The organism is Curtobacterium sp. MCLR17_058, assembly GCF_003234705.2.
Classification (GTDB): Bacteria; Actinomycetota; Actinomycetes; order Actinomycetales; family Microbacteriaceae; genus Curtobacterium; species Curtobacterium flaccumfaciens.
Genome location: NZ_CP126262.1, coordinates 1,885,123 through 1,908,011, shown reverse-complemented (window position 1 = coordinate 1,908,011; position 22,889 = coordinate 1,885,123). Strand labels below are relative to the sequence as shown.

At 73.7% G+C, this 22,889-nt stretch carries 20 protein-coding genes; 11 read left to right on the top strand and 9 right to left on the bottom strand.

Annotated elements, in window-relative coordinates; genetic code table 11:
- Window positions 1-79: 79 nt before the first annotated feature.
- From DEJ11_RS09080 to DEJ11_RS09060, 5 genes are all read left to right on the top strand, one after another.
- The gene (locus tag DEJ11_RS09080; protein WP_111103692.1) at window positions 80-1,081 is read left to right on the top strand and encodes a glycosyltransferase; all 1,002 of its coding nucleotides are present in this window, start codon (window positions 80-82) and stop codon (window positions 1,079-1,081) included.
- Complete coding sequence (locus DEJ11_RS09075) at window positions 1,078-2,406, top strand: glycosyltransferase (RefSeq protein WP_111046034.1); 1,329 nt, start codon at window positions 1,078-1,080, stop codon at window positions 2,404-2,406. The genes DEJ11_RS09080 and DEJ11_RS09075 overlap by 4 nt, the downstream gene beginning before the upstream one ends.
- The gene (locus DEJ11_RS09070; RefSeq protein ID WP_110863760.1) at window positions 2,403-3,026 is read left to right on the top strand and encodes a D-sedoheptulose-7-phosphate isomerase; all 624 of its coding nucleotides are present in this window, start codon (window positions 2,403-2,405) and stop codon (window positions 3,024-3,026) included. Before DEJ11_RS09075 ends, DEJ11_RS09070 begins: the two co-directional genes overlap by 4 nt.
- Window positions 3,023-4,456 (top strand): PfkB family carbohydrate kinase, encoded by a 1,434-nt coding sequence (locus DEJ11_RS09065; RefSeq protein WP_258375417.1) that lies wholly within the window; start codon window positions 3,023-3,025, stop codon window positions 4,454-4,456. The genes DEJ11_RS09070 and DEJ11_RS09065 overlap by 4 nt, the downstream gene beginning before the upstream one ends.
- 61 nt (window positions 4,457-4,517) lie before the next feature.
- Window positions 4,518-5,222 (top strand): SDR family oxidoreductase, encoded by a 705-nt coding sequence (locus DEJ11_RS09060; RefSeq protein WP_027465581.1) that lies wholly within the window; start codon window positions 4,518-4,520, stop codon window positions 5,220-5,222.
- Between the two features lie 548 nt (window positions 5,223-5,770).
- On the opposite strand, the gene DEJ11_RS09055 is transcribed toward DEJ11_RS09060, so the two are convergent.
- Entirely contained in the window at window positions 5,771-6,859 is a 1,089-nt protein-coding gene (locus DEJ11_RS09055) for a glycosyltransferase family 9 protein (protein WP_111103694.1), read from the bottom strand.
- 134 nt (window positions 6,860-6,993) lie between these two features.
- Between DEJ11_RS09055 and DEJ11_RS09050 the strand changes: the two genes are divergently transcribed.
- From DEJ11_RS09050 to DEJ11_RS09025, 6 genes are all read left to right on the top strand, one after another.
- Window positions 6,994-8,529, top strand: coding sequence for an aldehyde dehydrogenase family protein (locus DEJ11_RS09050; protein WP_111103696.1), 1,536 nt, complete (start codon window positions 6,994-6,996; stop codon window positions 8,527-8,529).
- Window positions 8,526-10,019: a D-glycero-beta-D-manno-heptose 1-phosphate adenylyltransferase gene (gene rfaE2 / locus DEJ11_RS09045; RefSeq protein WP_111103698.1), complete on the top strand. Its 1,494-nt coding sequence runs from the start codon at window positions 8,526-8,528 to the stop codon at window positions 10,017-10,019. Before DEJ11_RS09050 ends, rfaE2 begins: the two co-directional genes overlap by 4 nt.
- The gene (locus DEJ11_RS09040; protein ID WP_111103700.1) at window positions 10,016-10,900 is read left to right on the top strand and encodes a glycosyltransferase family 2 protein; all 885 of its coding nucleotides are present in this window, start codon (window positions 10,016-10,018) and stop codon (window positions 10,898-10,900) included. Before rfaE2 ends, DEJ11_RS09040 begins: the two co-directional genes overlap by 4 nt.
- 93 nt (window positions 10,901-10,993) lie before the next feature.
- Window positions 10,994-11,701 (top strand): DedA family protein, encoded by a 708-nt coding sequence (locus DEJ11_RS09035; RefSeq protein WP_111103794.1) that lies wholly within the window; start codon window positions 10,994-10,996, stop codon window positions 11,699-11,701.
- Window positions 11,698-12,945 carry a sensor histidine kinase gene (locus DEJ11_RS09030; protein ID WP_111103701.1) on the top strand — a complete coding sequence of 416 codons (1,248 nt, stop codon included), beginning with the start codon at window positions 11,698-11,700 and terminating at the stop codon, window positions 12,943-12,945. Before DEJ11_RS09035 ends, DEJ11_RS09030 begins: the two co-directional genes overlap by 4 nt.
- Window positions 12,942-13,604 (top strand): response regulator, encoded by a 663-nt coding sequence (locus DEJ11_RS09025; protein WP_111103703.1) that lies wholly within the window; start codon window positions 12,942-12,944, stop codon window positions 13,602-13,604. The genes DEJ11_RS09030 and DEJ11_RS09025 overlap by 4 nt, the downstream gene beginning before the upstream one ends.
- Before the next feature lie 86 nt (window positions 13,605-13,690).
- Here the strand turns inward: DEJ11_RS09025 and DEJ11_RS09020 are convergent, their stop codons facing one another.
- The 8 genes from DEJ11_RS09020 to DEJ11_RS08985 are packed head-to-tail and all read right to left on the bottom strand — an operon-like array spanning window position 13,691 to window position 22,820.
- Window positions 13,691-14,194: a Dps family protein gene (locus DEJ11_RS09020; protein ID WP_071244661.1), complete on the bottom strand. Its 504-nt coding sequence runs from the start codon at window positions 14,192-14,194 to the stop codon at window positions 13,691-13,693.
- A 52-nt stretch (window positions 14,195-14,246) separates the two neighbouring features.
- Window positions 14,247-14,669, bottom strand: a complete 423-nt coding sequence (locus DEJ11_RS09015) for an SIP domain-containing protein (protein ID WP_071244660.1) — start codon at window positions 14,667-14,669, stop codon at window positions 14,247-14,249.
- Between the two features lie 29 nt (window positions 14,670-14,698).
- Window positions 14,699-15,373, bottom strand: coding sequence for a TetR/AcrR family transcriptional regulator (locus DEJ11_RS09010; protein ID WP_111103704.1), 675 nt, complete (start codon window positions 15,371-15,373; stop codon window positions 14,699-14,701).
- Window positions 15,370-17,466: a CocE/NonD family hydrolase gene (locus tag DEJ11_RS09005; RefSeq protein ID WP_111103706.1), complete on the bottom strand. Its 2,097-nt coding sequence runs from the start codon at window positions 17,464-17,466 to the stop codon at window positions 15,370-15,372. Before DEJ11_RS09005 ends, DEJ11_RS09010 begins: the two co-directional genes overlap by 4 nt.
- A complete protein-coding gene (locus DEJ11_RS09000) occupies window positions 17,463-19,310 on the bottom strand; it encodes a dipeptide ABC transporter ATP-binding protein (RefSeq protein WP_111103708.1) in 1,848 nt (615 codons plus the stop codon). Before DEJ11_RS09000 ends, DEJ11_RS09005 begins: the two co-directional genes overlap by 4 nt.
- On the bottom strand, window positions 19,307-20,197 hold the full coding sequence (locus DEJ11_RS08995; RefSeq protein WP_111054199.1) for an ABC transporter permease: 891 nt from the start codon (window positions 20,195-20,197) through the stop codon (window positions 19,307-19,309). The genes DEJ11_RS09000 and DEJ11_RS08995 overlap by 4 nt, the downstream gene beginning before the upstream one ends.
- A complete protein-coding gene (locus DEJ11_RS08990) occupies window positions 20,194-21,222 on the bottom strand; it encodes an ABC transporter permease (protein WP_111054198.1) in 1,029 nt (342 codons plus the stop codon). The genes DEJ11_RS08995 and DEJ11_RS08990 overlap by 4 nt, the downstream gene beginning before the upstream one ends.
- A complete protein-coding gene (locus DEJ11_RS08985; protein ID WP_111103710.1) occupies window positions 21,219-22,820 on the bottom strand; it encodes an ABC transporter substrate-binding protein in 1,602 nt (533 codons plus the stop codon). The genes DEJ11_RS08990 and DEJ11_RS08985 overlap by 4 nt, the downstream gene beginning before the upstream one ends.
- Window positions 22,821-22,889 lie beyond the last annotated feature (69 nt).

Genomic DNA, 22,889 nt, shown 5'->3' with positions numbered 1-22,889 from the left:
ACTGCTTCTCCTGCTCCTTCTCCTGCTGCTCCGGCAGCGGCGGGGAGCGAGCCCATCGACACCGACCGGAAGGCCCTGCATGCGGATCCTCGTGTGGCACGTGCACGGCGGCTGGATGGACGCCTTCGTCCGCGGCCCCCACGAGTACCTCATCCCGACCACCCCGGCGCGCGACGCCTGGGGACTCGGCCGCGGCGGGCGCGACTGGCCGGACTCCGCGATCGAGATCGACCCGGCCGACGTCGCCGAGGCCGAGGTCGACGTGGTCGTCCTGCAGCGCACCGAGGAGCTCGAGGAAGCCCGTCGTCTGCTCGGTGGTCGTGACGTCCCGATCGTCTTCGTGGAGCACAACGCCCCCCGGGTCGACGTGCCGAACAGCGTGCACCCGATGCGCGACCGCGACGACCTGACGATCGCGCACGTGACGCACTGGAACGCCCTGATGTGGGACTGCGGCACCACCCGGACCACCGTCGTCGAGCACGGCGTCGTCGACCCCGGCCCGCTGTACACCGGCGCGCTCGAGCGCCTCGGCGTCGTCATCAACGAACCCGTCCGGCGCAACCGTGTCGTCGGCACCGACCTGCTCCCCCGCTTCGCCGAGGTCGCCCCGGTCGACGTCTGGGGCATCGGCACCGAACGGCTGCCGGAGCTCGGCTTCGGCGACCGCGTGGTCGCGCAGGGCGACGTCGAGGCCGACCCCATGCACGCGGCGCTGGCCGAACGGCGGGCCTACGTGCACCCGAACCGCTGGACCTCGCTCGGCCTGTCGCTCATCGAGTCGATGCACATGGCCATGCCGGTCCTGGTGCTCGCGACGACGGACGCGGCCCGCACGGTCCCGGGTGAGGCCGGGGCGATCGCGACCGACGTCGAGGAGCTGGTGCGGGCCTCCAGGCTGCTGCTGGAGGACCCGGACGAGGCGCGCCGACGGGGGCTCGTGGCGCGTGAGGCCGTGCTCGCACGGCACGCGCTCGGTCGGTTCCTGGCCGACTGGGACGACCTGCTCGACGACGCCGTCGCGCGCGGTGCGCGACGGAACCGTGCGGCGGGAGCCGCGCTCGAAGGGAGCCTGCGATGAAGATCGCCATGGTGTCCGAGCACGCGAGTCCGCTCGCCGTGCTCGGCGGGGTCGACGCCGGTGGGCAGAACGTCCACGTCGCCGAACTGTCCGGTGCACTGGCCGACCGCGGCCACCACGTGACCGTCTACACGCGGCGCGACGACGCGTCGCAGCCCGTCCGCGTGCCCCTGCGCCCCGGCGTGGACGTCGTGCACGTCGACGCCGGTCCCGCGCGTGCCGTGCCGAAGGACGAGCTGTTCCCGTTCATGGGGACGTTCGCGTCGGTGCTCGCCGCCGAGTGGTTCCTCGACCGTCCCGACGTGGTGCACGCGCACTTCTGGATGTCGGGCCACGCCGCCCTCGACGCCGTGACGCAGGTGCAGGCCCGGACCGGTGGCGTGCGGATCCCCGTGGTGCAGACCTTCCACGCCCTGGGCGTCGTGAAGCGCCGGCACCAGGGTGCCGCGGACACGAGCCCGGCCGAGCGCGAGTGGGTCGAACCCGCCGTCGGCCGGAGCGTCGACCAGGTCGTCGCGACGTGCTCGGACGAGGCGTTCGAGCTCAAGGCCCTCGGCGTCCCGCTGCACCGCATCTCGGTGGTGCCGTGCGGCGTCGACGTGTCGCTCTTCCGTCCGGACGGCCCCGTCGAACAGCGCGACCGTCCGCTCCGGGTGCTCACCGCCTCACGACTCGTGCAGCGGAAGGGCGTCGGGACGACGATCGCCGCACTCGCCGCGCTCGTCGAACAGGGCCGTGACGTCGAACTCGTCGTCGTGGGCGGTGCCGGTGTCGCCGGTGCCGACCTGGTGGACGACCCCGAGTACCAGCGCCTCGACGCACTCGCCCGGTCGCTCGGCGTGCGCGACCACGTGACGTTCCGCGGGCAGCTCGGGCAGCACGACATGCCCGCCGTCTACCGCAGCGCCGACGTCGTCGTCTGCGCCCCCTGGTACGAGCCGTTCGGCATCGTGCCGCTCGAGGCGATGGCCTGCGGCCGCCCGGTGGTCGCGTCGAGCGTCGGCGGGCTCATCGACACCGTCGTCGAGGACGCCACCGGCCTGCACGTGCCGCCGCGCGACGAGACCGCGGTGGCCGAGGCCGTCGGCGCACTGCTCGACGATCCGGAGCGCCGCGAGGCGTACGGCCGTGCTGGTCGACAGCGCGCCGAGTCCCGCTACACCTGGCAGAAGGTCGCGGCCGACAGCGAACGCGTCTACGAGCGCCTGCTCGCCGGCGCGACCTCGTCCGCCAGCACCACCGGGCCCGCCGCCGGCCGCTCGCGCACCACCCACGCCGGCCGGGTCACCCGCGCCGCGCAGTCGACGGAGAGGACCGCCCGATGACCATCGACCAGCAGACCGGGATCGAGGACCGCGCCGTCACGGACAGCGCCCGCGTCGTCGTCGACCACGTCGCGGCGTCGGTCCCCGTGATCGCCTCCCTCGTCGACCACCGGGACCACATCGCCGAGTGGGCGGACGACATCGCCGGGCGGCTCGTCGCCGGACGTCGGCTGCTCGCCGCGGGCAACGGCGGCTCGGCTGCCGAGGCGCAGCACCTGACGTCCGAGCTCACCGGCCGCTTCGAGGGCGACCGGCCGGCGTACTCGGCCATCTCGCTGCACGCCGAGACCTCCGCCGTGACCGCCATCGGGAACGACTACGGCTACGACCAGGTGTTCGCGCGGCAGGTGTCGGCGCACGCCCGGGCCGGCGACGTCCTCGTGCTGCTGTCGACGAGCGGCAAGAGCCCGAACCTGCTGCGTGCCGCCGAGGCAGCCCGTGCCGTGGGTGCCCGCTCCCTCGCGCTGACCGGCTCCGGACCGAATCCGCTCGCCGACCTGGTCGACGACGCGATCTGCATCGAAGGGCCGTCCGCCAACGTGCAGGAGGCGCAGCTCGTCCTGGTGCACGCGCTCTGCAAGGCCATGGAGCCGACGCTGCGTCGCGGGGGCCGTCGATGAGCGGGCTCGTTGCAGTCGCACCGCGTTCCGGTGCCGCCGGTGGCCGTGCCGCCGGACCGCGCTTCCGCATCGCCGTCGTCGGGGACACTCTGCTCGACGTCGACGTGTCCGGCACGAGCGAGCGCCTGAGCCCCGACGCCCCCGTCCCCGTGGTGGACGTCGCCACCGACGACCGCCGTGCCGGTGGTGCCGGACTCGTCGCGACCATGCTCGCCCGCGACGGCCACGACGTCACCCTGGTCACCGTCCTGAGCGACGACGGCCGTGCCCAGGAGATCCGCGACCTGCTCCCCGACGTCACGATCGTCGCCGGACCATCCGGAGTCCCGACCCCCGTGAAGACCCGCGTGCGCGTCGTCGACCACGCCCTCGTCCGGATCGACGAGGGCTGCGCGACCCCGCCCGTGCCCGATGCCTCCGACGCGATGACCGCCGCCCTCGACGGCGTCGACGCGATCGTCGTCGCCGACTACGGCCGCGGGGTCGCCGCTGCCCCGGCACTCCGTGACGCCCTCACCCGTGCGGCCGAGCGCCTGCCGGTGGTCTGGGACCCGCACCCCAAGGGCGCCGCCCCCGTCCCCGGCACCACCGTCGCCACCCCGAACGCTGCCGAGGCGCGACGCTTCACCGACGTCGAGGGACACGGTGTGCCCTTCGCGACGGTCGCAGCCGCCCGGCTCGTCGAGCAGTGGCAGGCCGGCGCCGTCGCCGTGACGATGGGTGACCGCGGCGCGCTGCTCGCCGACGCCCAGGGCGACAGCCGCTTCGTGCCGGCTCCGTCCGTCAGCGCCGGGGACCCCTGCGGTGCCGGCGACCGGCTCGCCGCGGGCGTCGCCGTCGCGCTGGCGTCCGGGGCGGACGTCCCCGACGCCGTCTCCGCCGGGGTGGTCGCCGCGTCCGAGTACCTGGCCGCCGGTGGCGTCACCGCGCTCTTCGCCGACGACGGCCCCGCGCCGCTCGCCGTGCCCGGGGCCGACCGGGACGCCATGCGCCTGGTGCACGACGTCCGGAGCGCCGGCGGCACCGTCGTCGCGACCGGAGGCTGCTTCGACCTGCTGCACGCCGGGCACGCCCGCACCCTGTCGGCCGCCCGTGCGCTCGGCGACTGCTTGGTCGTGTGCCTCAACTCGGACTCGTCGGTGCGCGCCCTGAAGGGCCCGGACCGGCCGATCATGACCCAGGACGACCGGGTCGAGTTGCTCTTGGCACTCGACTGCGTCGACGCCGTCGTGGTGTTCGACGAGTCCACCCCCGACGAGGCCCTGCGCCGCTTCCGTCCGGACGTCTGGGCGAAGGGCGGCGACTACACCGCGAGCGAACTGCCCGAGACGGCGACCCTCGCCGAGTGGGGTGGCCGCGTCGTCACCGTGCCGTTCCACCCGGGCCGGTCGACCACCCGGCTCGCCGCCGCGATCGAACGCGTCGGCTGAGCGTCCGCTCGCCGTCCCACACCAGCTCGACCACTCCCGCTCCACTACGCAAAGGACATCCATGCCCGTCCCCACCACCCCCATCGGCCGCGTCCTCGTCACCGGCGGCGCCTCCGGACTCGGCGCCGCCGTCGTGGCCGCCGTCACCGAGGCCGGCGGCACCCCGATCGTCCTCGACCTGCGGATCGACGCCGTCCCCGAGGGCGTCGACGCCGTCGCCGTGGACGTCTCGGACACCGACGCCGTCGAACAGGCGGTCCGTGACGCCGCCGAACGGCACGGTGGCCTCGACGCCGTCGTCACCGCCGCGGGCATCGACACCCCCGCCCCGATCGACGCGATCTCGTCCGGCAAGTGGGAGCAGATCGTCGGCGTCAACCTGATCGGCACCGCCTCGACCGTGCGCGCCGCCCTGCCCGCCCTCGAGGCCACGCACGGCCGCGTCGTCACGATCTCGTCGTCGCTCGCCCTGCGCGGTGTCGGCGACGGCACCGCGTACTCGGCGTCGAAGTTCGGCGTCCGCGGGTTCTCGCAGGCGCTGGCCGCCGAGACCGCCGGTCGCATCGGCGTGACCAACATCATCCCCGCCGGGATGCGCACCAACTTCTTCGCCGACCGGACCGAGCAGTACAAGCCGGGCCCGGACGCACAGCTCATCGAGCCGGAGTACGTCGCGAACTCGATCATCTTCGCGCTGTCGCAACCGGCCGGCTGCGAGATCCGCGAGCTGTCGATCATGCCGGCGACGGAGCCGAGCTGGCCGTAGCCGCTCGCTGCTGACGGAGGGGAGGCGCGGTGCCGGCTGGCACCGCGCCTCCCGTGTGTCCGCGTGCCGGGTCCCGTGCACGGTGCGCGGTGCGTCGCCTGGTGCAGCGTTGACGGCTGGGTGCGCGCTTGCAGCGCCGCACGCAGCGGGCAACCGCGCACGGGGTGACGGCGTGCGCACGGTGCGGCCGGGAGGCGCGTTGCGGGCTGGCAGCGGGCCTCCCGTCCGGCGTCCGGTCGCGTTCCGTGCACGGTGCGCGATGCGTCGCCTGGTGCAGCGTTGACGGCTGGGTGCGCGCTTGCAGCGCCGCACGCAGCGGTCAACCGCGCACTGGGTGACGGCGTGCGCACGGTGCGGCCGGGAGGCGCGTTGCGGGCTGGCAGCGGGCCTCCCGTCCGGCGTCCGGTCGCGTTTCTTGCACGGTGCGCGGCGCGTCGCCTGGTGCAGCGTTGACTGCTGGGTGCGCGCTTGCAGCGCCGCACGCAGCGGGCAACCGCACGGGGCGACGACGCGCGCACGAGACCGAAGCTCGCACGGTGCGAGGCTCGTCAGAGCGTGCGGAGCAGGTCCTCGACGTCGGCGAGGACGGCCTCCGGCTCGACCTGGTCCACGTAGGACGGGTCGTGCTCGCACCGCTCGGCGGTCCAGCCGACCTGGGTGACGTCCGCGCCGCACACCGGGCACTGCGTCACGAAGGACAGGTGCACGCGGTGCCGACCACGGTCGAACGGCCCGGCGTTGATCACGTTGCCGAACCAGAACACCCCGACGGTCGGGGTGCCGACGGCGACGGCGAGGTGCCGGGGGCCGGAGTCGTCGCCGACCATGACGTCGGCGGCGGCGAGGACGTCGGGGAGTTCGCGCAGCGGCAGTGACCCGGTGAGGTCGTGCACGCGCTCCCGGAGCTCGGGCGGCAGCGACGCGACGATGGCGGACGACGCCGGCACGTCCGAGTCGTCACCCACGAGCACCACGTCGTCCCCCGCGGCGAGCCGGGCACGGGCGACCTCGGCGAAGCGGGAGGGGCTCCAGCGGCGACGCGGGTCGGTGGCGCCGGGGTGGATCGCGACGAGTCGTCCCCGGACGCCGAGGCGCTGCCGGACCCCGGCCCGCGCGGCCTCGGGGACGTGCAGTCGGGGGTCGAGGGTGACCGGTTCGGCGCCGGCGAGCGAGGCCACCTCGAGCGCCCGGACGACCTCGTGCTGGTAGTAGACGTAGCGGACCCAGCGCTCCAGGACCTCGGCGTCCTCGGTGGCGGTGCCCACGGTGTGACGGGCCCCGAGCCGGAGCAGGAACGGGTTCGAGTTCCGGCCGCCGCCGTGCAGCTGCACCGCGAGGTCGAAGCGCCCGTGCAGCCGCTCGAAGAAGTCCTGCTCGGTCGGTGCGCCCTCGCCGGAGTCCCGGACGCCGGGGACGACGGGGAGCTCCTCGTAGGCGTGCACGGCCTCGCTCCGGCCCTCGAGCACCGGCCGCGCTGACGGTGCCCCGAGCAGCGTGATCCGGGCCCCGGGGTACGCGGCGGCCAGGGCCTCGACCGCCGGGAGCGCGAACATCAGGTCGCCCAGTCCCCCACCGCGGAGCACCGCGATCTCGCTGACCCCGTCGAACCGTTCTCCGCCCACACCGATCTGTTGCACAGCTCCACGTCTACCGGTCGGACCCGTCCGAACGTCCAGCAGCGGCCCCGGATGGACGAGAAGCGCGATGCCGTGACCGCACACAGCGGAGCACGAGCACCGTGTGAGGCCCCGCCCGCCTCCGGAAGGACCCCATGACGATCGCACCCCCCGCCGCCGACGACCTCGTGGTGACCGACCCCGTGAACGGATCGATCGCGTCCACCGTGCGCCGCTCGACCGAGGACGACGTCCGCAACGCCGTCGCCCGCGCCCGTGCCGCTGCCGGTGCCTGGGCCCGGACCGCGCCGGCCGAGCGCGGTGCCCTGCTGCACGCCGCGGCCGAGCACCTCCGTGCGCACGCGCAGGAGCTGGCGGACCTGAACACCCGCGAGACCGGCAAGGTGCCCGGCGACGCCCTCGGTGGGGTCGAGGCCGGCATCGGCACGCTCGTGCAGTACGCCGAGCTCGGGCCGGTGCACCGTGGTGAGGCCCTGCGCGGGCAGTTCGGTGCCGCCGACTGGTCGGTGCCGCACCCGCGTGGCGTGGTGCTCGCCCTGACGCCGTGGAACGACCCGGTCGCCGTGGCCTGCGGGATCCTCGGCGCAGCGATCGTCACGGGCAACACCGTGGTGCACAAGGGCAGCGAACGCTGCCCGGCGACCTTCGCCCGACTCAACGCGCTGCTCGCCGAGGTCCTGCCGGACGGCGTGCTCATCGGCGTCGACGGCGACGCGACCACCGGCGAGTTGCTCCTGGCGCAGGAGGGCATCGACGTCTACGCGCACGTCGGGTCGACCGCGACCGGTGACCGCCTGAGCGAGGTGGCCGCGACCACCCGCGCCCACGTCATCCGCGAGAACGGCGGCAACGACCCGGTCATCGTCGACGACGACGTCGACCCGGAGTGGGCCGCAGCACAGGTCGCACTCGGTTCTTTCGCGAACACCGGCCAGATCTGCACCAGCGTCGAGCGGGTGTACGTGCACCAGGACGTCGCCGAACCCTTCGTCGCCGCGCTGGTCGCCGAAGCGGAGCGCCGCACGGCCGCACCCGCAGCCGAGTTCGGACCCCTCGTGGACGACCGGCTGCGCGAGCTGGTGCAGCACCACGTCGACGACGCGATCGCCCGCGGTGCCGTCGCCCGGACCGGTGGCGTCACGCCCGGCGGGCTCGGATCGTTCTACCCGGCGACCGTCCTGACTGACTGCACGGACGACATGCTCGTGCTGACCGAGGAGACATTCGGCCCGATCGCCCCGGTGCGCGTCGTGTCGGACTTCGCGGAGGGACTCCGGCTCGCCGCGGCCGACCGCTACGGCCTCGCGGCCACGGTGCTGACGAACGACACCGCGCACGCGCTCCGTGCCGCGGCCGAGCTGCCCGTCGGCACCGTCAAGGTGAACGCCGTGTTCGGTGGCGCTCCTGGTGGCAGCGCCCAGCCCCGCGGTGCCTCGGGCGCCGGGTTCGGGTACGGCCCGCACCTGCTCGACGAGATGACGACCACGACGGTGGTGCACCTCGAGGCCGCGCCGCCGCGCCGCGCCGCCGAGCCGTCGACGGCAGCAGACCGCAGCAGCGCAGCCACAAACAGCACCGCAGCCACCATCGGCACCGCGACCGACACCGGCCCGGCAGCCGCTGCCGGCGCCACCGCCGGCAGCGCCGACACCGTGGGAGGCACCCGATGACTGCCGACGTCCGCCTGGTCCGTTACCTCGTCGCCACGATCGACGACCGCGAACCCCTCGTCGTCGTCATCGGCGACTGCATCCTCGACCGCTGGACCGTCGGCGAGGCCGAGCGGGTCTCCCGCGAGGCCCCGGCCCCCGTCGTCCGCGTCACCGAGACCATCGCGGTGCCGGGCGGCGCGGCGAACACGGCCGTGAACGCCCGCGCCCTGGGCGCCCGGGTCCGCATGGTGGGGCTCATCGGTGACGACGAGGCCGGTGACGTCCTGCGCCAGCGGCTCGAGGCTGCCGGCGTCGACACGTCGTTCCTGGTCGAGATCCCCGGTGCCCGCACCACGACGAAGTCGCGCGTGGTCGGCGGTGACCGCGTGGTGGTCCGGGTCGACGAGCTGGCTGCGACCCCGACCGCCGAGCACGGCGAACGCCTCGCCCGTTCGGTGGCCCGTGCCATCAGGTGCGCCGACGCCGCCGTCGTGTGCGACTACGGTCTGGGCGTCCGCGCCGAGGACGTCGTGCCGATGCTCGACCGTGACCGCCCCGGCGCCGTCGTCGTCGACGCGCACGACCTGACCCGCTGGGCCGCGCTGCACCCCGACCTCGTCACGCCGAACGCCGGTGAGACCGCCGCACTGCTCGGCACGGAGCTCGGCACCGGTGCCGACCGCGTCGGCACCGTCGTCGCAGCCCGTGCCGACGTGCTCGCCCGCAGCGGTGCCCGTGCCGCGGTGGTCACGCTCGACCGCGACGGCACCGTGCTGCTCGAGGCCGGCTCCGACCAGGGGTTCCGCACGCGTGCGACGCCCGCCTCCGAGCAGCAGGCCTCCGGCGCCGGTGACACCTTCTGCGCCGCCGCGACCGTCGCCCTCGCCGTGCAGGCACCCCTGCGCGACGCCGTCGCCGTCGCCCAGGCCGCTGCCGACGTCGTCGTCCGCGAGGCCGGCACGTCCGTCTGCACCGCCGCCGCCCTGCTCGACTCGGTGACCGCGCCGGCGGCGACCGTGGTCGACCACGACGAGCTCGCCACCGCCGTCGAGGCCGCTCGCCAGGCCGGCCGCCGCGTCGTCTTCACGAACGGCTGCTTCGACGTCGTGCACCGCGGGCACACCACCTACCTGCGCCAGGCCCGTGACCTGGGCGACCTGCTCGTCGTCGCCCTGAACGACGACGACTCGGTGCGCCGGCTGAAGGGCCCGGAGCGGCCGATCAACCCGGCCGAGGACCGCGCCGGAGTGCTCGCCGCACTGGCCTGCGTCGACCTGGTCACGGTGTTCGCGACGGACACCCCCATCCCGCTCATCGAACGGCTGCGCCCCGAGGTCTACGTCAAGGGCGGGGACTACTCCCCCGAGATGCTGACCGAGACCGAGGTCGTGCGCGGCTACGGCGGCGAAGTCGTCATGGTCGACTACGTGCCCGAGCACTCCACCAGCGCCGTCGTGCGCCGGATCCGCGAAGCCGCTGCGCGGCCCGAACCGGACCCGGCACCGTGACCGCCCGCTGGTCCGGGTCCTGGGCGAAGGCCCCCGATCCAGCGGACACGAGCACGGTCGACGTCGACGTGCTCATCCCGACCGTCGGCAGGCCGGCCGAGCTCGCCACGACGCTCGCCGGCCTCGCCGCCCAGACCGAGGTCGACCTGCGCGTCGTGCTGAGCGACCAGTCCGCGGACGGAGACGCCGCCAGCGCGCCGGCGGTCGCCGCGATGCTCCGCGTCCTGGAGGCGCAGGGCCGGCCCGTCACGCTCCTCACCCACCCGGAACGGCGTGGCCTGGCAGAGCACCGGCAGTTCCTGCTCGACCACGCCCAGGCACCTGCGGTGCTGTTCCTCGACGACGACGTCTGGCTCGAGCCGGGGTCGATCGCGCGGATGCTCGACGCGCTGCGCACCCTGGGCTGCGGGTTCGTCGGCAGCGCCGTGCAGGGCCTGTCGTACCTGCAGGACCGCCGTCCGCACGAGACCTCGGTGTTCGAACGGTGGGACGGCCCCGTCGTGCCCGAGGTGGTGCGCCGCGGCACCCCCGGCTTCGACCGCTGGTCACTGCACAACGCCGCGAACCCGACGCACGTCGCCGCCGACCTCGACCTGCACCCCGGCGAGTGGGTGCCCTACCGCGTCGCGTGGGTCGGTGCCTGCGCGCTCTACGACCGCCGTGCGCTCGAGGAGGTCGGGGGCTTCCGGTTCTGGGACACCCTGCCGCCCGAGCACGCCGGCGAGGACGTCGTCGCGCAGTGGCGGGTGATGGAACGGTTCGGCGGTGCGGGCGTCATGCCCTCGGGTGCCGTGCACCTGGAGGCCCCGACCACCGTCGTCGACCGCCGGGTGGACGCGCCCGACGTGGTCTTCGCGGACGGGAACGTCATACCGCGGTAGGGGGTGGTCGAGACCACCGCGGGATGGCCGGCGCGCGCCGGCTCCGTAGCGTCGTCCTCGTCGACGAGTTCCGTCGGCGGGAGGGAGCACCCCGTGTTCGACCAGATCACCCCGCTCGTCGTCGAGCTGGCCGCGAGTCCGCTCGTCTACGTCGTCCTCTTCGCCCTGTGCCTGGTGGACGGCTTCTTCCCGCCGGTGCCGAGCGAGTCCGCCCTGGTCGCGATCGCCGCGATCGCCGCGACGTCCGGACAGCCCGTCCTCGCCGTGGTGCTCGTCGCCGCCGCCCTCGGAGCGATCGCCGGCGACTCGATCGCGTACTGGATCGGACGCCGGATCGGGTTCGCCCGGCTGGCCCGGTCGAAGCGACCACGGATCGCGGCGGCCTTCGCGTTCGCCGAGCGGCAGATGCAGCGCCGCTCCGCCAGCCTCATCCTGACCGGGCGCTTCATCCCCGTCGGCCGGGTCGCGGTCAACATGACCGCCGGAGCAACACGGCTGCCCTACCGCCGGTTCCTGGCGATCAGCGCGATCGCGGGGCTGGCGTGGTCGGCGGTGTCGATCGGCATCGCCCTGGCCGCGTCGAGCGTGCTGCACGAACCGATCGTCGCGGCCCTGGTGTCGATGGTGGTCGCCGCCGGGCTCGGGATCGCGGTCGACCGGGTGCTCGGTACCATCAGCCGCAGGCGCGAAGCCCGTGACGCCCGCGCCGCAGCCGCAGCCACCACAGCCACACCCGCCACAGCCACCGCCATCGCCCCCGAACCCTGCCTCGCCCGAACCGGAGAGACCGCCCGCCCGTGACCGTCGTCCCGAAGCCCCGACCCACCTGGGTCCGGCCTGCCGTGCAGATCGGCTTCGTCGTCGTCGCGGTGTCCCTGTTCGCCGTCGCCGCGCCCGTGACCGCCGTGTTCTACGGCGTCCCCGTGCCGCTCGCGTTGCTCGTGACCGCCGTCCTTTCGGCGAGCATCGGCCTCGCACCGCTCTTCCCCCGCACGGCGTCGGGCGCGCACCTCGTCGCCCTCGCCGGCCTCGGGGTCCTGACGGCACCCGGCACCATCGGGCCCTGGCCGGTCTCGGTCACGAGCATCGTCGGCCTGAGCGTGCTGCTCGTCGTGCTGGGTGTCCGCACCACCTGGCGGCTCACCGCGGTGGTCTGGGTCGCGGCGACCCTGCTCACCCTGCTGCTCATCGGCGTGACGCCCGACCGGTGGGGGCAGGTCGACGTCTGGGCGACGAGCTTCGTGGTGAGCGCCGGCGACACCCTCGTCGTGGCCGCCGCTGCGGTCGTGATCGGGCAGCGCCGGACCGTGCGCGAGGAGCTCGCCGCCGCCCGCCGCGACACCGAGCTCGAGCAGGCCCGACGCCGGACGGTCGAGGAGCGCTCCCGGATCGCCCGTGAGCTCCACGACGTCGTCGCCCACAGCATGTCCGTCGTGCACATGCAGGCCGAGTCCGCCCCGTACCGGGTCGCGGACCTGCCACCGGACGCCCGCACCGAGTTCGCCGCGATCGCCGAGACCTCGCGCACGGCCCTGCGGGAGATGCGGCAGCTGCTCGGCACCCTGCGTGGCGACGCCGACGCCGAGCGTGCGCCGCAGCCGCGGCTCGCCGACCTGCCCGCACTGGTGCAGGCCACCCGCGCGGCCGGCATCCCCGTCGAACTCCGACTCGACGAGGGGCTCGACCCGGACCGCGACGACGTCGACCGGCTCGCACAGCTCACCGTGTACCGGGTCGTGCAGGAGGCACTCGGCAACGTCGCCCGGCACGCGCCCGGTGCGACCACCGTGGTGACGGTCGGGAGGCACGTGTCGGCCCTCACGGTCGAGGTCGCCAACACCGCGCCACCGGTCGGCAGCGTGCCCGGTGCGCCGCCGGACGACGGCGGCTTCGGTCTGGCGGGCATGCGCGAGCGGGTCGCCGCGCTCCGCGGCACCATCGACCACGGACCGGACCCGGACGGCGGCTTCCGCGTCGCCGTCAGTCTGCCCACCCGGCCCACCGCGACCACGTCGCAGCCGACGGCCGACGGGGGAACGCGATGACGCGGGTGATGGTGGTCGACGACCAGCAGATGTTCCGTGTCGGACTGCGGGCGATCCTCCAGGCCCAGGACGACGTCGAGGTCGTCGGCGAGGCCGCGAACGGTGCCGAGGCGGTCGTCATGGCGATCCGGCTCCGGCCGGACGTGATCCTGATGGACGTCCGGATGCCGGAGCTCGACGGGATCGAGGCGACCCGGCGGATCACCGCGGCGCCCGCGGAGTCGCCCGTCCGCGTGGTGATGCTCACGACGTTCGACATCGACGACTACGTGTTCGACGCGCTCCGTGCCGGGGCGAGCGGGTTCCTGCTCAAGGACGCGAGCGCCGAGGAGCTCGTGCAGGCCGTGCGGACCGTCGCGGCCGGCGACTCCCTGCTCGCCCCGAGGGTGACCCGGCACCTCGTCGAGGCCTTCGTCGCCGGTCCGCAGCCGGCGGCCCCGCGGACCGAGGTGCTCGACGTGCTGACCGACCGGGAGCGGGACGTGTTCCTGCTGATGGCGCGGGGGCGGTCGAACGGCGAGATCGCGGCGGAGCTGTTCATCGCCGAGCAGACCGTGAAGACCCACGTCGGCCGGGTCCTGGCGAAGCTGCAGCTGCGGGACCGGGTGCACGCCGTCGTGCTGGCGTACGAGAGCGGGCTGATCACGCCGTCCGCGTGAGGTGCGGGCCCGGAGCGCGACCCGAGACGGACGGGAGGCCCGGTGCCAGCTGGCACCGGGCCTCCCGTCAGAGGTGTGGTCGCGACTCAGGCGGCGAGGTGCGCCTGCAGGAACCAGCGGTCCTTGGTCAGCGCGCGCTCGATCTCGATCGCGACGTCCTGGCTGTTGAGGTCGACCTCGTCGAGGCCGTCGACCGCACGGCGGACCTGCAGCAGGGCGGCGTCGATCTGTGCGATCACCTCGGTGATGGTGACGTCGGAGTTCTGGAAGCCCTGCGACAGCGGCGGCAGGGTGGTGTTCGCGGCGACGGTCGCGATGCGCGAGTCGACCGGCAGGCCGAGGGCGACGATGCGCTCCGCAGCCTTGTCCGCGTAGTCCTGCGCGTGCTCGACGATCTCGTCGAGGAGCTCGTGCACACCGACGAAGTTGCGGCCACGGACGTGCCAGTGGGCCTGCTTGCCGTTGACGACGAGCGCCTCGAGGTCGATGACGACGGGGGCGAGGAACTGGGCGACCCCGGCTGCGAGCTCCGGCGTGGTCGAGAACGGGGACGTGGTGCTCGGGGTGGTGGTGCTGCTCTGCGTGGTCATGGCACAACCATGCCCCCGTCTTTTGCACATTGCAAGGAAGAGCAGGCTGCCCTTACCCGCCGTACTCGACCTGGACCTGCTGGCCGGCGTCGGTGAGCTCGAGCTGCACCATGGACCGAGCGCGCTCGATCCACGGGCTGTCCGCGCACCCGATCCACACCGAGGTGCGGGGCTCGCAGCCCGTCACGCACCACTCGGCGGCCCACCCGGTCAGGGCGTGTGCCAGCGCTTCGCCGTGGTCCGCGAAGACCAGCGGAGCGACAGCCGAGCTGCGGGCGCTCCGGACCAGCCAGGTCACGGTGACGCGCGGCGGGGCCGGCAGGATGCGGATCTGCTCGTCGAGGGCGACCTCGACGAACACCTGCCCGTACGCGTTCTCGGGGAGTTCCTCGAGCTGGCGGTGGATCTCGACGAGGTCCTCGGCACCGCCCGCGATGAGGATGCGTTCGCTGGGCTGTCGCCGGGTCCGTGCCATGTGGCAACGGTAAGGGAAGCCTTACCTCATCACAAGGGGGAACGACCGGTTCCGGCGATGTCCACAGCGGGCACACCGAGTTCGTTCGACAGGAACCGCCACATCCAGGACAGGGCGACCGTGTTCGTCAGGCCGGGCACGCCCTGGGCGATCTGGGTCGCGACGCCGTCGCTGTACGCGGCGAGCTGCAGCGCGACGGTGTCGGCGTCGACGGGGTCGCCGCCGTCGCTGCCCTGGCGTGTGCCACCGAACACCCCGGCGTCCACCCCGCGCCGGATGACCCGCACCAGGCAGGCCTCCCAGACGCGGATGCGTTCGGCGTACTCGGCGGCGACCTCGGGCCGCCGGACCACCGCGGTCCAGTAGTCGGACCAGATCCGCCAGTGCTGCCGGACCTGCTCGGTGTCGCCGAACAGCGGCGCGACGAGCATCCGCAACCCCACGAGCACGTCGGGTTCGGCGTCGACGGCCGCGACGATGGCGCCGTAGAAGCGCTCCGTCTCGAGCACCACGACCTCGTTGAGGATCTCCGCGACACTGCCGAAGTGGTACGTCACGGTGCCGACGGAGACGCCGGCCTCGGCCGCGATGTCACGCAGTCCGGTGGCGCCGACGCCGTTCCGGACGATCACCGCGCGGGCGGCCTCGACGATCATCGCGCGCCGGACCTCCGGCCGCTGCCGGACGCGTGCCGCCGCGGTCACGCCGAGGTCCGTGGGACGTCGTCGACGAAGGTCCGCTCGGTGACGAGCACCTCGGGTTCGTCGGGTCCGCCGTCGCGGGCCCAGGCGCGCACGGTGTTGACGACGTGGAAGGTGTCGGCGTCGGCGGTGACCTCGGACGTCGTCTCGAGGCGCGCGGCCCACTCCGGCTTCGTCAGCCCGATCGCCCAGCGGGAACTCGCCCGTGCGCTGGTCGGGTCGTCGGAGCGGATCCGGTACGTCTCGCGGGCGTCCTCGGTGAAGACGAGGCCGTCCGGGTAGACGCGTCCGCCGCCGTACCCGGGGTCGACGTCGAGCGTCCACTCCCCCGTCTCGACGTCGTGTGTGACCGTGCGCTGCGGCAGCGGATCGGCCGGCGCGACGCGCTCGATCACGAGGGGCTCGGACCGTTCGGGCTCGGCGAAGACCACCCCGTCGTCGGTCGACCGGGTCCAGGTGGGCAGGGTGACGCTCGAGGCGGTCGGGTCGATCGTCACGGTGGCCTCGACGCCGTGCGGCCACACCCACGGCCAGTACGACGACGAGACCGCGATGCGCAGCCGGTGTCCGGCGGCGAACCGGTGTCCGGTCGAGACCAGGCGCACGGGCAGGTCGGCGGGCGTCCCGGGCACGAGGACGTCGTCGCGGTCCATGCCGTCGCGCTTCGCGGCGTTCAGCACCCCGCGCGTGACGAGCGTCGACGAGCCGTCCGGTGCAACGTCGCAGAGCCGCACGGTCAGGGTGGCCCGGGGCTGGTCGCTCGTGACGGACAGCCGCACGAGCACGTTGCCGAGCAGGTCGAACGCCTTGCCGACGGGCAGGTCGAAGGTGACCGACCGGCCGTCCTCGGCGCGCTGGTCCGTCGGCAGGTCGGTGGCGTTGCCGAACGGGAAGAACCGACCGGCGTCCACCCCGGTGTGCTGCGGCGACCGCACGACGACCGGCCCGAGGTCACCGCCGCGCAGGGCGGCGAGGGGCAGGACACGCTCGTGGGTCGCGGCGGAGGGCCACGCCTCGGCACCGATCCAGCGACCGCGGCGGCCGGCGTAGTAGGGCGCGGGGGCTTCGCCCTCGTTGATCCAGGCCCGCAGTGCGGGGTCGTCCTCGACGCCGGTGTCGACCCCGCGCAGCCAGCGGTCCCACCACCGCAGGGTCTCCTGCAGGAACCCGATCGACGGCCCCGGCGCGAGCCCACGGTCCGGGTACTGGTGCGACCACGGGCCGACGATGCCCTTCACGGGGGCGCTGACGTTGTCGACGAGCCGGAGCACGGCGTCCCGGTAGGGGTCCGCCCACCCGCCGACCGCGAGCACCGCGGCGCGGATGCCGTCGTAGTCCTCGGCCGCGCTGCCGTGCCGCCAGTAGTCGTCGCGCTCCTGGTGCGCGAGCCACACCGGCGTCATCGGGCGGTTCGCCTCGAGACGTTCCCGCCACCGGTCGATCCACCCGGCACCGACGACCTCGGGCCGTGGCGGCCGCGAGTTGAAGGCGAACATCGTCGCGCCCCAGGCCGCCATGTCGATGCCGAGCACGGCGCCGCCGACGTAGTGCACGTCGTTGTCGTACCGGTCATCCGTCGAGCAGACCGTCACGATGGCCTTGAGGGCGGCGGGTGCCCGGGCTGCGAGCTGCAGCGCGTTGAAGCCGCCCCACGAGATGCCGAACATGCCGACGGCACCGGTCGACCACGGCTGCTCGGCGAGCCAGGCGATCACGGCTTCGCCGTCGAGCAGCTCCTGCTCGCTGTACTCGTCGTCGAAGAACCCGTCGGACGACCCGGTGCCGCGGATGTCGACCCGCACCGAGGCGTACCCGTGCTGGGCGTACCAGGGGTGCCGCTCCGAGTCGCGCGGTCCGGTCCAGTCGTCGAGCCGGTACGGCAGGTACTCGAGCAGCACCGGCGTCGGGTCGCTGGGCGCACCCGATTGCGTCGGCGGCTGCGACGGCGCCCAGATCCGGGCGTGCAGCCGGACACCGTCGGGCATCGGGATCCACTCGTCGCGGACCGTCACGCCCGCGGGCAGCGAGCCAGGGTCGCCGATGGCGGTGAAGGTGGTGGCGGCGGTGCCGTGGGCGGTGCCGTCGTCGGTGGTCATGCGTCCTCCCAGTTGCGGGTGCGGTGTCCGTCGCCGTGGTCGGTCCAGCCGTCGGCGTGCCGCCAGCGCGGCACCCCGTCACCGACGTCGGGCAGGGTCGTGCTGCCGGGTTCGAGCGTCGCCGCGAGCAACGTCGACGTGTACGGGTGGTTCGGGCCGGTGAACACCCGCTCGGTCGGTCCGATCTCGACGATCCGGCCGCCGGTCATCACCGCGACCCGGTCCGCCACACCCCGCACCACGGCGAGGTCGTGGCTGATGAACAGGCAGGCGAGGCCCCGCTCGCGCTGCAGGTCGGCCAGCAGCGCGAGGATCCCCGCCTGCACCTGCACGTCGAGCGCTGTGGTGATCTCGTCGGCGATCACGAGCGACGGCTCGGCCGCGAGTGCGCGCGCGATCCCGACGCGCTGCCGCTGCCCACCGGACAGCTGCGCGGGCAGCCGGTCGGCGAACTCCGGCCCGAGCCCGACCTGGCTGAGCAGCGCCCCGACGCGCTCGCGCGAGGACGAGCCGCTGAACAGCCGGAGCGGCCGCGCGACGGCTGCGCCCACGGTGCGCCGCGGGTTGAGCGACGTGTCCGCGTTCTGGAACACGAGCTGCACGGCACGCCGCAGGGCGGGCGCGCGGCCGGCGATCGGCTCGCGCAGGTCGCCGCGGGTCGTGCCGTCGTCGTACGTGAACGTCCCCGACTCGGCCGGTACCAGGCCGGCCAGCGCCGTCGCGAGCGTCGACTTGCCGCTGCCGGACTCGCCGACGACGGCGAGCGTCTCGTGCGCGGCGATCGTGAACGAGACGCCGTCGACGGCGGCCGGCAGGCCGCGGCCGTAGCGGATCACCAGGTCGCCAGCGGTCACCACGGGGCGGGCGGCGCCCTCGGGAGGCGCGGTGCGGGTGGCCGTGGAGCCGACCGTCCCGGGGACGGTCGCGTCCAGGGCGTCGCGATCCGCGCCTCTCCCCATCGGCACGGCCGTCTCGCCGCTGGCGCGTCGGTCCGGAACCGGCGACGTGGGCCCAGGCCGCCGCCCGTCCGGCACCGCGGCCAGCAGGGCGCGCGTGTACTCGTGCTGCGGCGCGGCGAAGAGCGCCGCCGTGGCGGCGTGCTCGACGACCTCGCCGTCGCGCATCACGGCGATCTCGTCCGCCATGGCGGACACCACCCCGAGGTCGTGGCTCACGAGCAGGACGGCCATGCCGAGCTGCCGACCGAGGTCGGCGACCAGGTCGAGGACCGCGGCCTGGGTGACGACGTCGAGGGCGGTGGTCGGTTCGTCGAGGACGAGCACGCGCGGCCGGGCGGCGACGGCCATCGCGATCGCGATGCGCTGCTGCTGCCCGCCGGACAACTGGTGCGGGTACCGGCGGACGATCGCGTCGGGGTCCGGCAGCCGGACCAGCCGCACCAGCTCGGCGACGCGTTCGGGGCCGTCGGGCTCGCCGTGGGCGCGGAGGGCCTCGCGGATCTGCTCGCCGACGCGCATCGACGGGGTGAGTGCCTGTCCGGCGTTCTGGGCGACGACCGAGGCGGTGCCGCCGCGGAGCGCCCGGCGACCGGCCGGCGACAGGGCGAACACGTCGGCGCCGTCGACGCGGACCGTCCCGCCGTCGATCGCCGACCCGGCGCGCAGGTGTGCGAGGAGCGTCCGCGCGACGGTGGACTTGCCGCTGCCGGACTCGCCGACCAGGCCGAGGGTGCGACCGGCCTCGATCGTGAACGAGACACCCCGGACGACGGGGACGCGCCGTTTGCCGGCGGCGTACGAGATGGAGAGGTCGTCCACGCGAACGATCGCGTCCGGCACGGTCGCCGTCGCGGCGGACGTCGTGCCGGTGTCGGTGCGGGTCATGCGCTGACTCCCTGCTTGGCACGGTCGACGCCGAGCGACTTGCTCAGGCCGTCGGCCGCGAGGTTCAGTCCGATCACCAGCGTGGCGAGGGCCACGATCGGGGCGAGCGTGCCGAGCGGCACCACGGTGAGCGCGGTGCGGTTCTCCTGCACCATCAGGCCCCAGTCCGGGGTCGGCGGGTTCGCGCCGAAGCCCAGGAAGGACAGCGACGCGACGAGCAGCACGATCCACGAGGCCCGCATCGCGTACTCGACGAGCACGACGTCGAGCACGTTCGGCAGGATCTCGCGGAACACGATCGACAGCGGCCGCTCGCCCCGGGCGCGGGCAGCGGTGACGTAGTCCTGGGTGATCACGGTGCGGGCGGCGCCGCGGACGACCCGGGTCACCGCGGGGGCGTAGACGACCGTGACGGCGAGGACGATGACCCAGAGGCCGGCGTCGAAGACCGTCACGACGACCAGGAGCGCGAGGATCGACGGCACGCTGAGCAGGGCGTCGACGACGCGCATGACGACCTCGTCGAACCAGTTGTCGGCGTAGGCCGTGACGCAGCCGAGCACGGTGCCGACCGCGACGGCGATCGTGGTGGCGAGGAAGGTCACGGACAGCGCGTACCGGCCGCCGTTCAGGGTGCGGGAGAGGACGTCACGCCCGTACTGGTCGGTGCCGAGCCAGTGCGTCCACGTCGGACCGGCGAGCACGTCGCCGGCGTTCGTGGCGACCGGATCGTGCCCGGCGATGACCGGCGCGAGCAGGGCGAGGACGACGTGCAGGGCGATGAGGCCGAGGCCGATGCTCAGCGCCGTCGACCCGCGCAGGGGTGCGAGCGCGCCGGCGAGCACGTCGCGTCCGACGCGGCGGCGGCGGGGTGCGGTGGCGGTCATGCGGCGGCCTTCCTGGTGCTGCGGGCGCTGCGGGTACGCGTGCGCGGTCGTCGCTGGCGGGTCCGCAGCTTCGGGTCGAGTGCGAGCGCGACGAGGTCGGCGGCCAGGTTGCACACGACGTAGATCAGGGCGCTCAGCAGGGCGATCGCCTCGATGGTGGGCAGGTCGCGGTTGAACACCGACTCGAGCATGAGCTTGCCCATCCCCGGGTAGTTGAAGACGTTCTCGACCACCACGACACCGCCGAGCAGCCACGCGACGTTGAGCGCGACGACGTTGAGCGTCGGCAGCAGGGCGCTCGGGACCGCGTGCTTCCAGACCACCCGGCGCATCGTCAGGCCCTTGAGCTCGGCCGTCGTGACGAACTCCGACGCCATCACGTCGATGGTCGACGAGCGGGCCGTCCGCACGATGTAGGCGGCCATCGCGAGCGTCAGCACGATGATCGGCAGCCAGATGGTGGGCAGCAGCTCGGCGACGGTGGCGTCGCTCCCCCGCAGCACGACGGCGGGAAAGACCGGCAGGCCGATCGCGAACAGCAGCACCAGGACGGTGGCGACCATGAACTCCGGCACGCTCATCACGACCAGGCTGACGATCGAGATCACCTTGTCGCTCGGACGGCCGCGGCGGACACCGGCGACGACACCGAGCGTCAGGGACACCGTGACGCCGACGAGCATCGCGGGCACGGCGATGAGCATGCTGTTCCGGAAGGCCGTGAACAGCGTCGGGGCGACCGGTTCGCCGCTGACGAGCGAGGTGCCGAAGTCGCCGTGCACGGCGCCGCCGAGCCACTGCAGGTAGCGGAGCCAGACGTTCTGGTCGAGGCCGAGGGTCTCGCGCAGTTGCTTCACGGCGTCGGGGGTGGCGTTCTGCCCGAGCAGTTGCTGGGCGACGTCACCGGGGAGCGCCTGCACCGCGAGGAACACGAAGAGGGAGGCGAGCACCACGGTCAGCACGGCGATGCCGACGCGGCGGAGGACGGGGACGAGGACGTCCGACGGTGCGTTCGTGGTCGTCATCGGCGCAGTCCGATCCGCAGGTAGTCGAACTCGAAGCCGTACTCCGAGTAGTTCACGACGTCGCGGGACAACCCCACGAGCCGGTCGCCGAACATCGGCGTCATGTCGGCACCGTCCTCGACGACGAGCCGCTGGGCGTCCTGGTACAGGGTGAGCCGCTTGGCGTCGTCCATCTCGGCGCGGGCGTCGTCGAGCAGCCCGTCGAAGGTCTCGTTCGACCAGGCGCTCTCGTTGTACGACGACCCCGAGCGGAAGATCTGGTTGAGCAGCTGGTCGATCGGCCGCCCCGTGAACCAGTAGCTCACCATGAGCGGCTTCTGCATCCAGATCTGCGTGTAGTACGAGTCCGAACTCGCGTTGCGGACGGTCAGACGGATGCCCGCGTCGGCGACGGCGTCGCGGTAGGCGACGGCCATCGGGGTGAACACCGACTCGTAGCTCGACGTGTAGATCGCGGCGCGGAAGTCCTCGCGCCCGGCCTGCTTGAGCAGCGCCCGGGCCTTGTCCGGGTCGTACTCGCGGTGGTCGTCGACGAACGCGGCGAGCTGCGGCGGCACGGGGTTGTCCCAGCCTGCCGAACCGGTGCCCTGCAGCGCGGTGTCGACGATCTTCCGGGGGTCGTAGGCGAGCTTCATCGCCTGGCGCACCCGCGGGTCGCTGAACTCGTCGCTCGTGGCGAGCATCGGGATCGTGTACCACTGGGCGTTCTTCGACCGGGCGACGGTGGCGCGGTCGGACGCCGACACCACCCGGGCGGTGGCGAAGTCCAGGTTGGTCTGCGAGATGAGGTCGATCTGCCCGGCGAGCAGGGCGTTCACCCGCGCGGTGGTGTCCTGGATCGAGTAGAAGTCGATGCCGTCGAGCGCCGGGCGGCCGGCGAAGTGGTCCGGGAACGCCTCGACGCTGCCGGCACCGGCGGGGGTGAACGACGACAGCCGGAACGGCCCCGTCCCGATCCCGGTGCGGCCGATGTCGGCGACGGCGTCGGCCGGCACGATGTAGCACTGGTAGGCCGTGAGCAGCGACGGGAACTCGGCGTTGGGCTTGGTCAGCGAGAAGCGCAGCGTGTACGGGTCGACGGCGCGCATCGAGTCGGCGTCCATGACCTCGCCGAGCACCCCGGCCTGCGGGCTGCCGGTCTTCTCGTCGAGGATGTGCCGGATGCTCGCGATGGCGTCGTCGGCGGTGAACCGGGACCCGTCGTGGAAGGTCACGCCCCGGCGGAGCGCGAAGGTCCACTCGGTGCCGTCGGCGTTCGCGGACCACTCCTCGGCCAGGTCGGGCACCGGGGTGCCCTGCTGGTCGAGCTTGACGAGCCGGTTGTACAGCGCGCCGAGGTACTCGTAGGCCGACAGCGAGCTCGCGGAGTCGAGGGTCTCGGCGGCGGACGCGGCGGGTCGCGCGATGCGCAGGCGTCCGCCGCGACGGGCGACGCCGGTGGCCGCGGCCTCGGGGATCGTGGGGGTGCCGGCGGTCGCAGCGGAGCTGCATCCGGCGAGCGTGAGCAGGCCGAGGCCGGCCAGACCGGCGGCGCCGGTGATGAGCGCCCGACGGCTCGGACCGTGGGCATTGCGGGGTTCGGGGACGATGGGCTGCATTCGGGGTGACCCCTCCTGTAATCGTTCCGGTGAACGATAGAGGTCCTCGGCCGATCCCCCAAGCCCGCT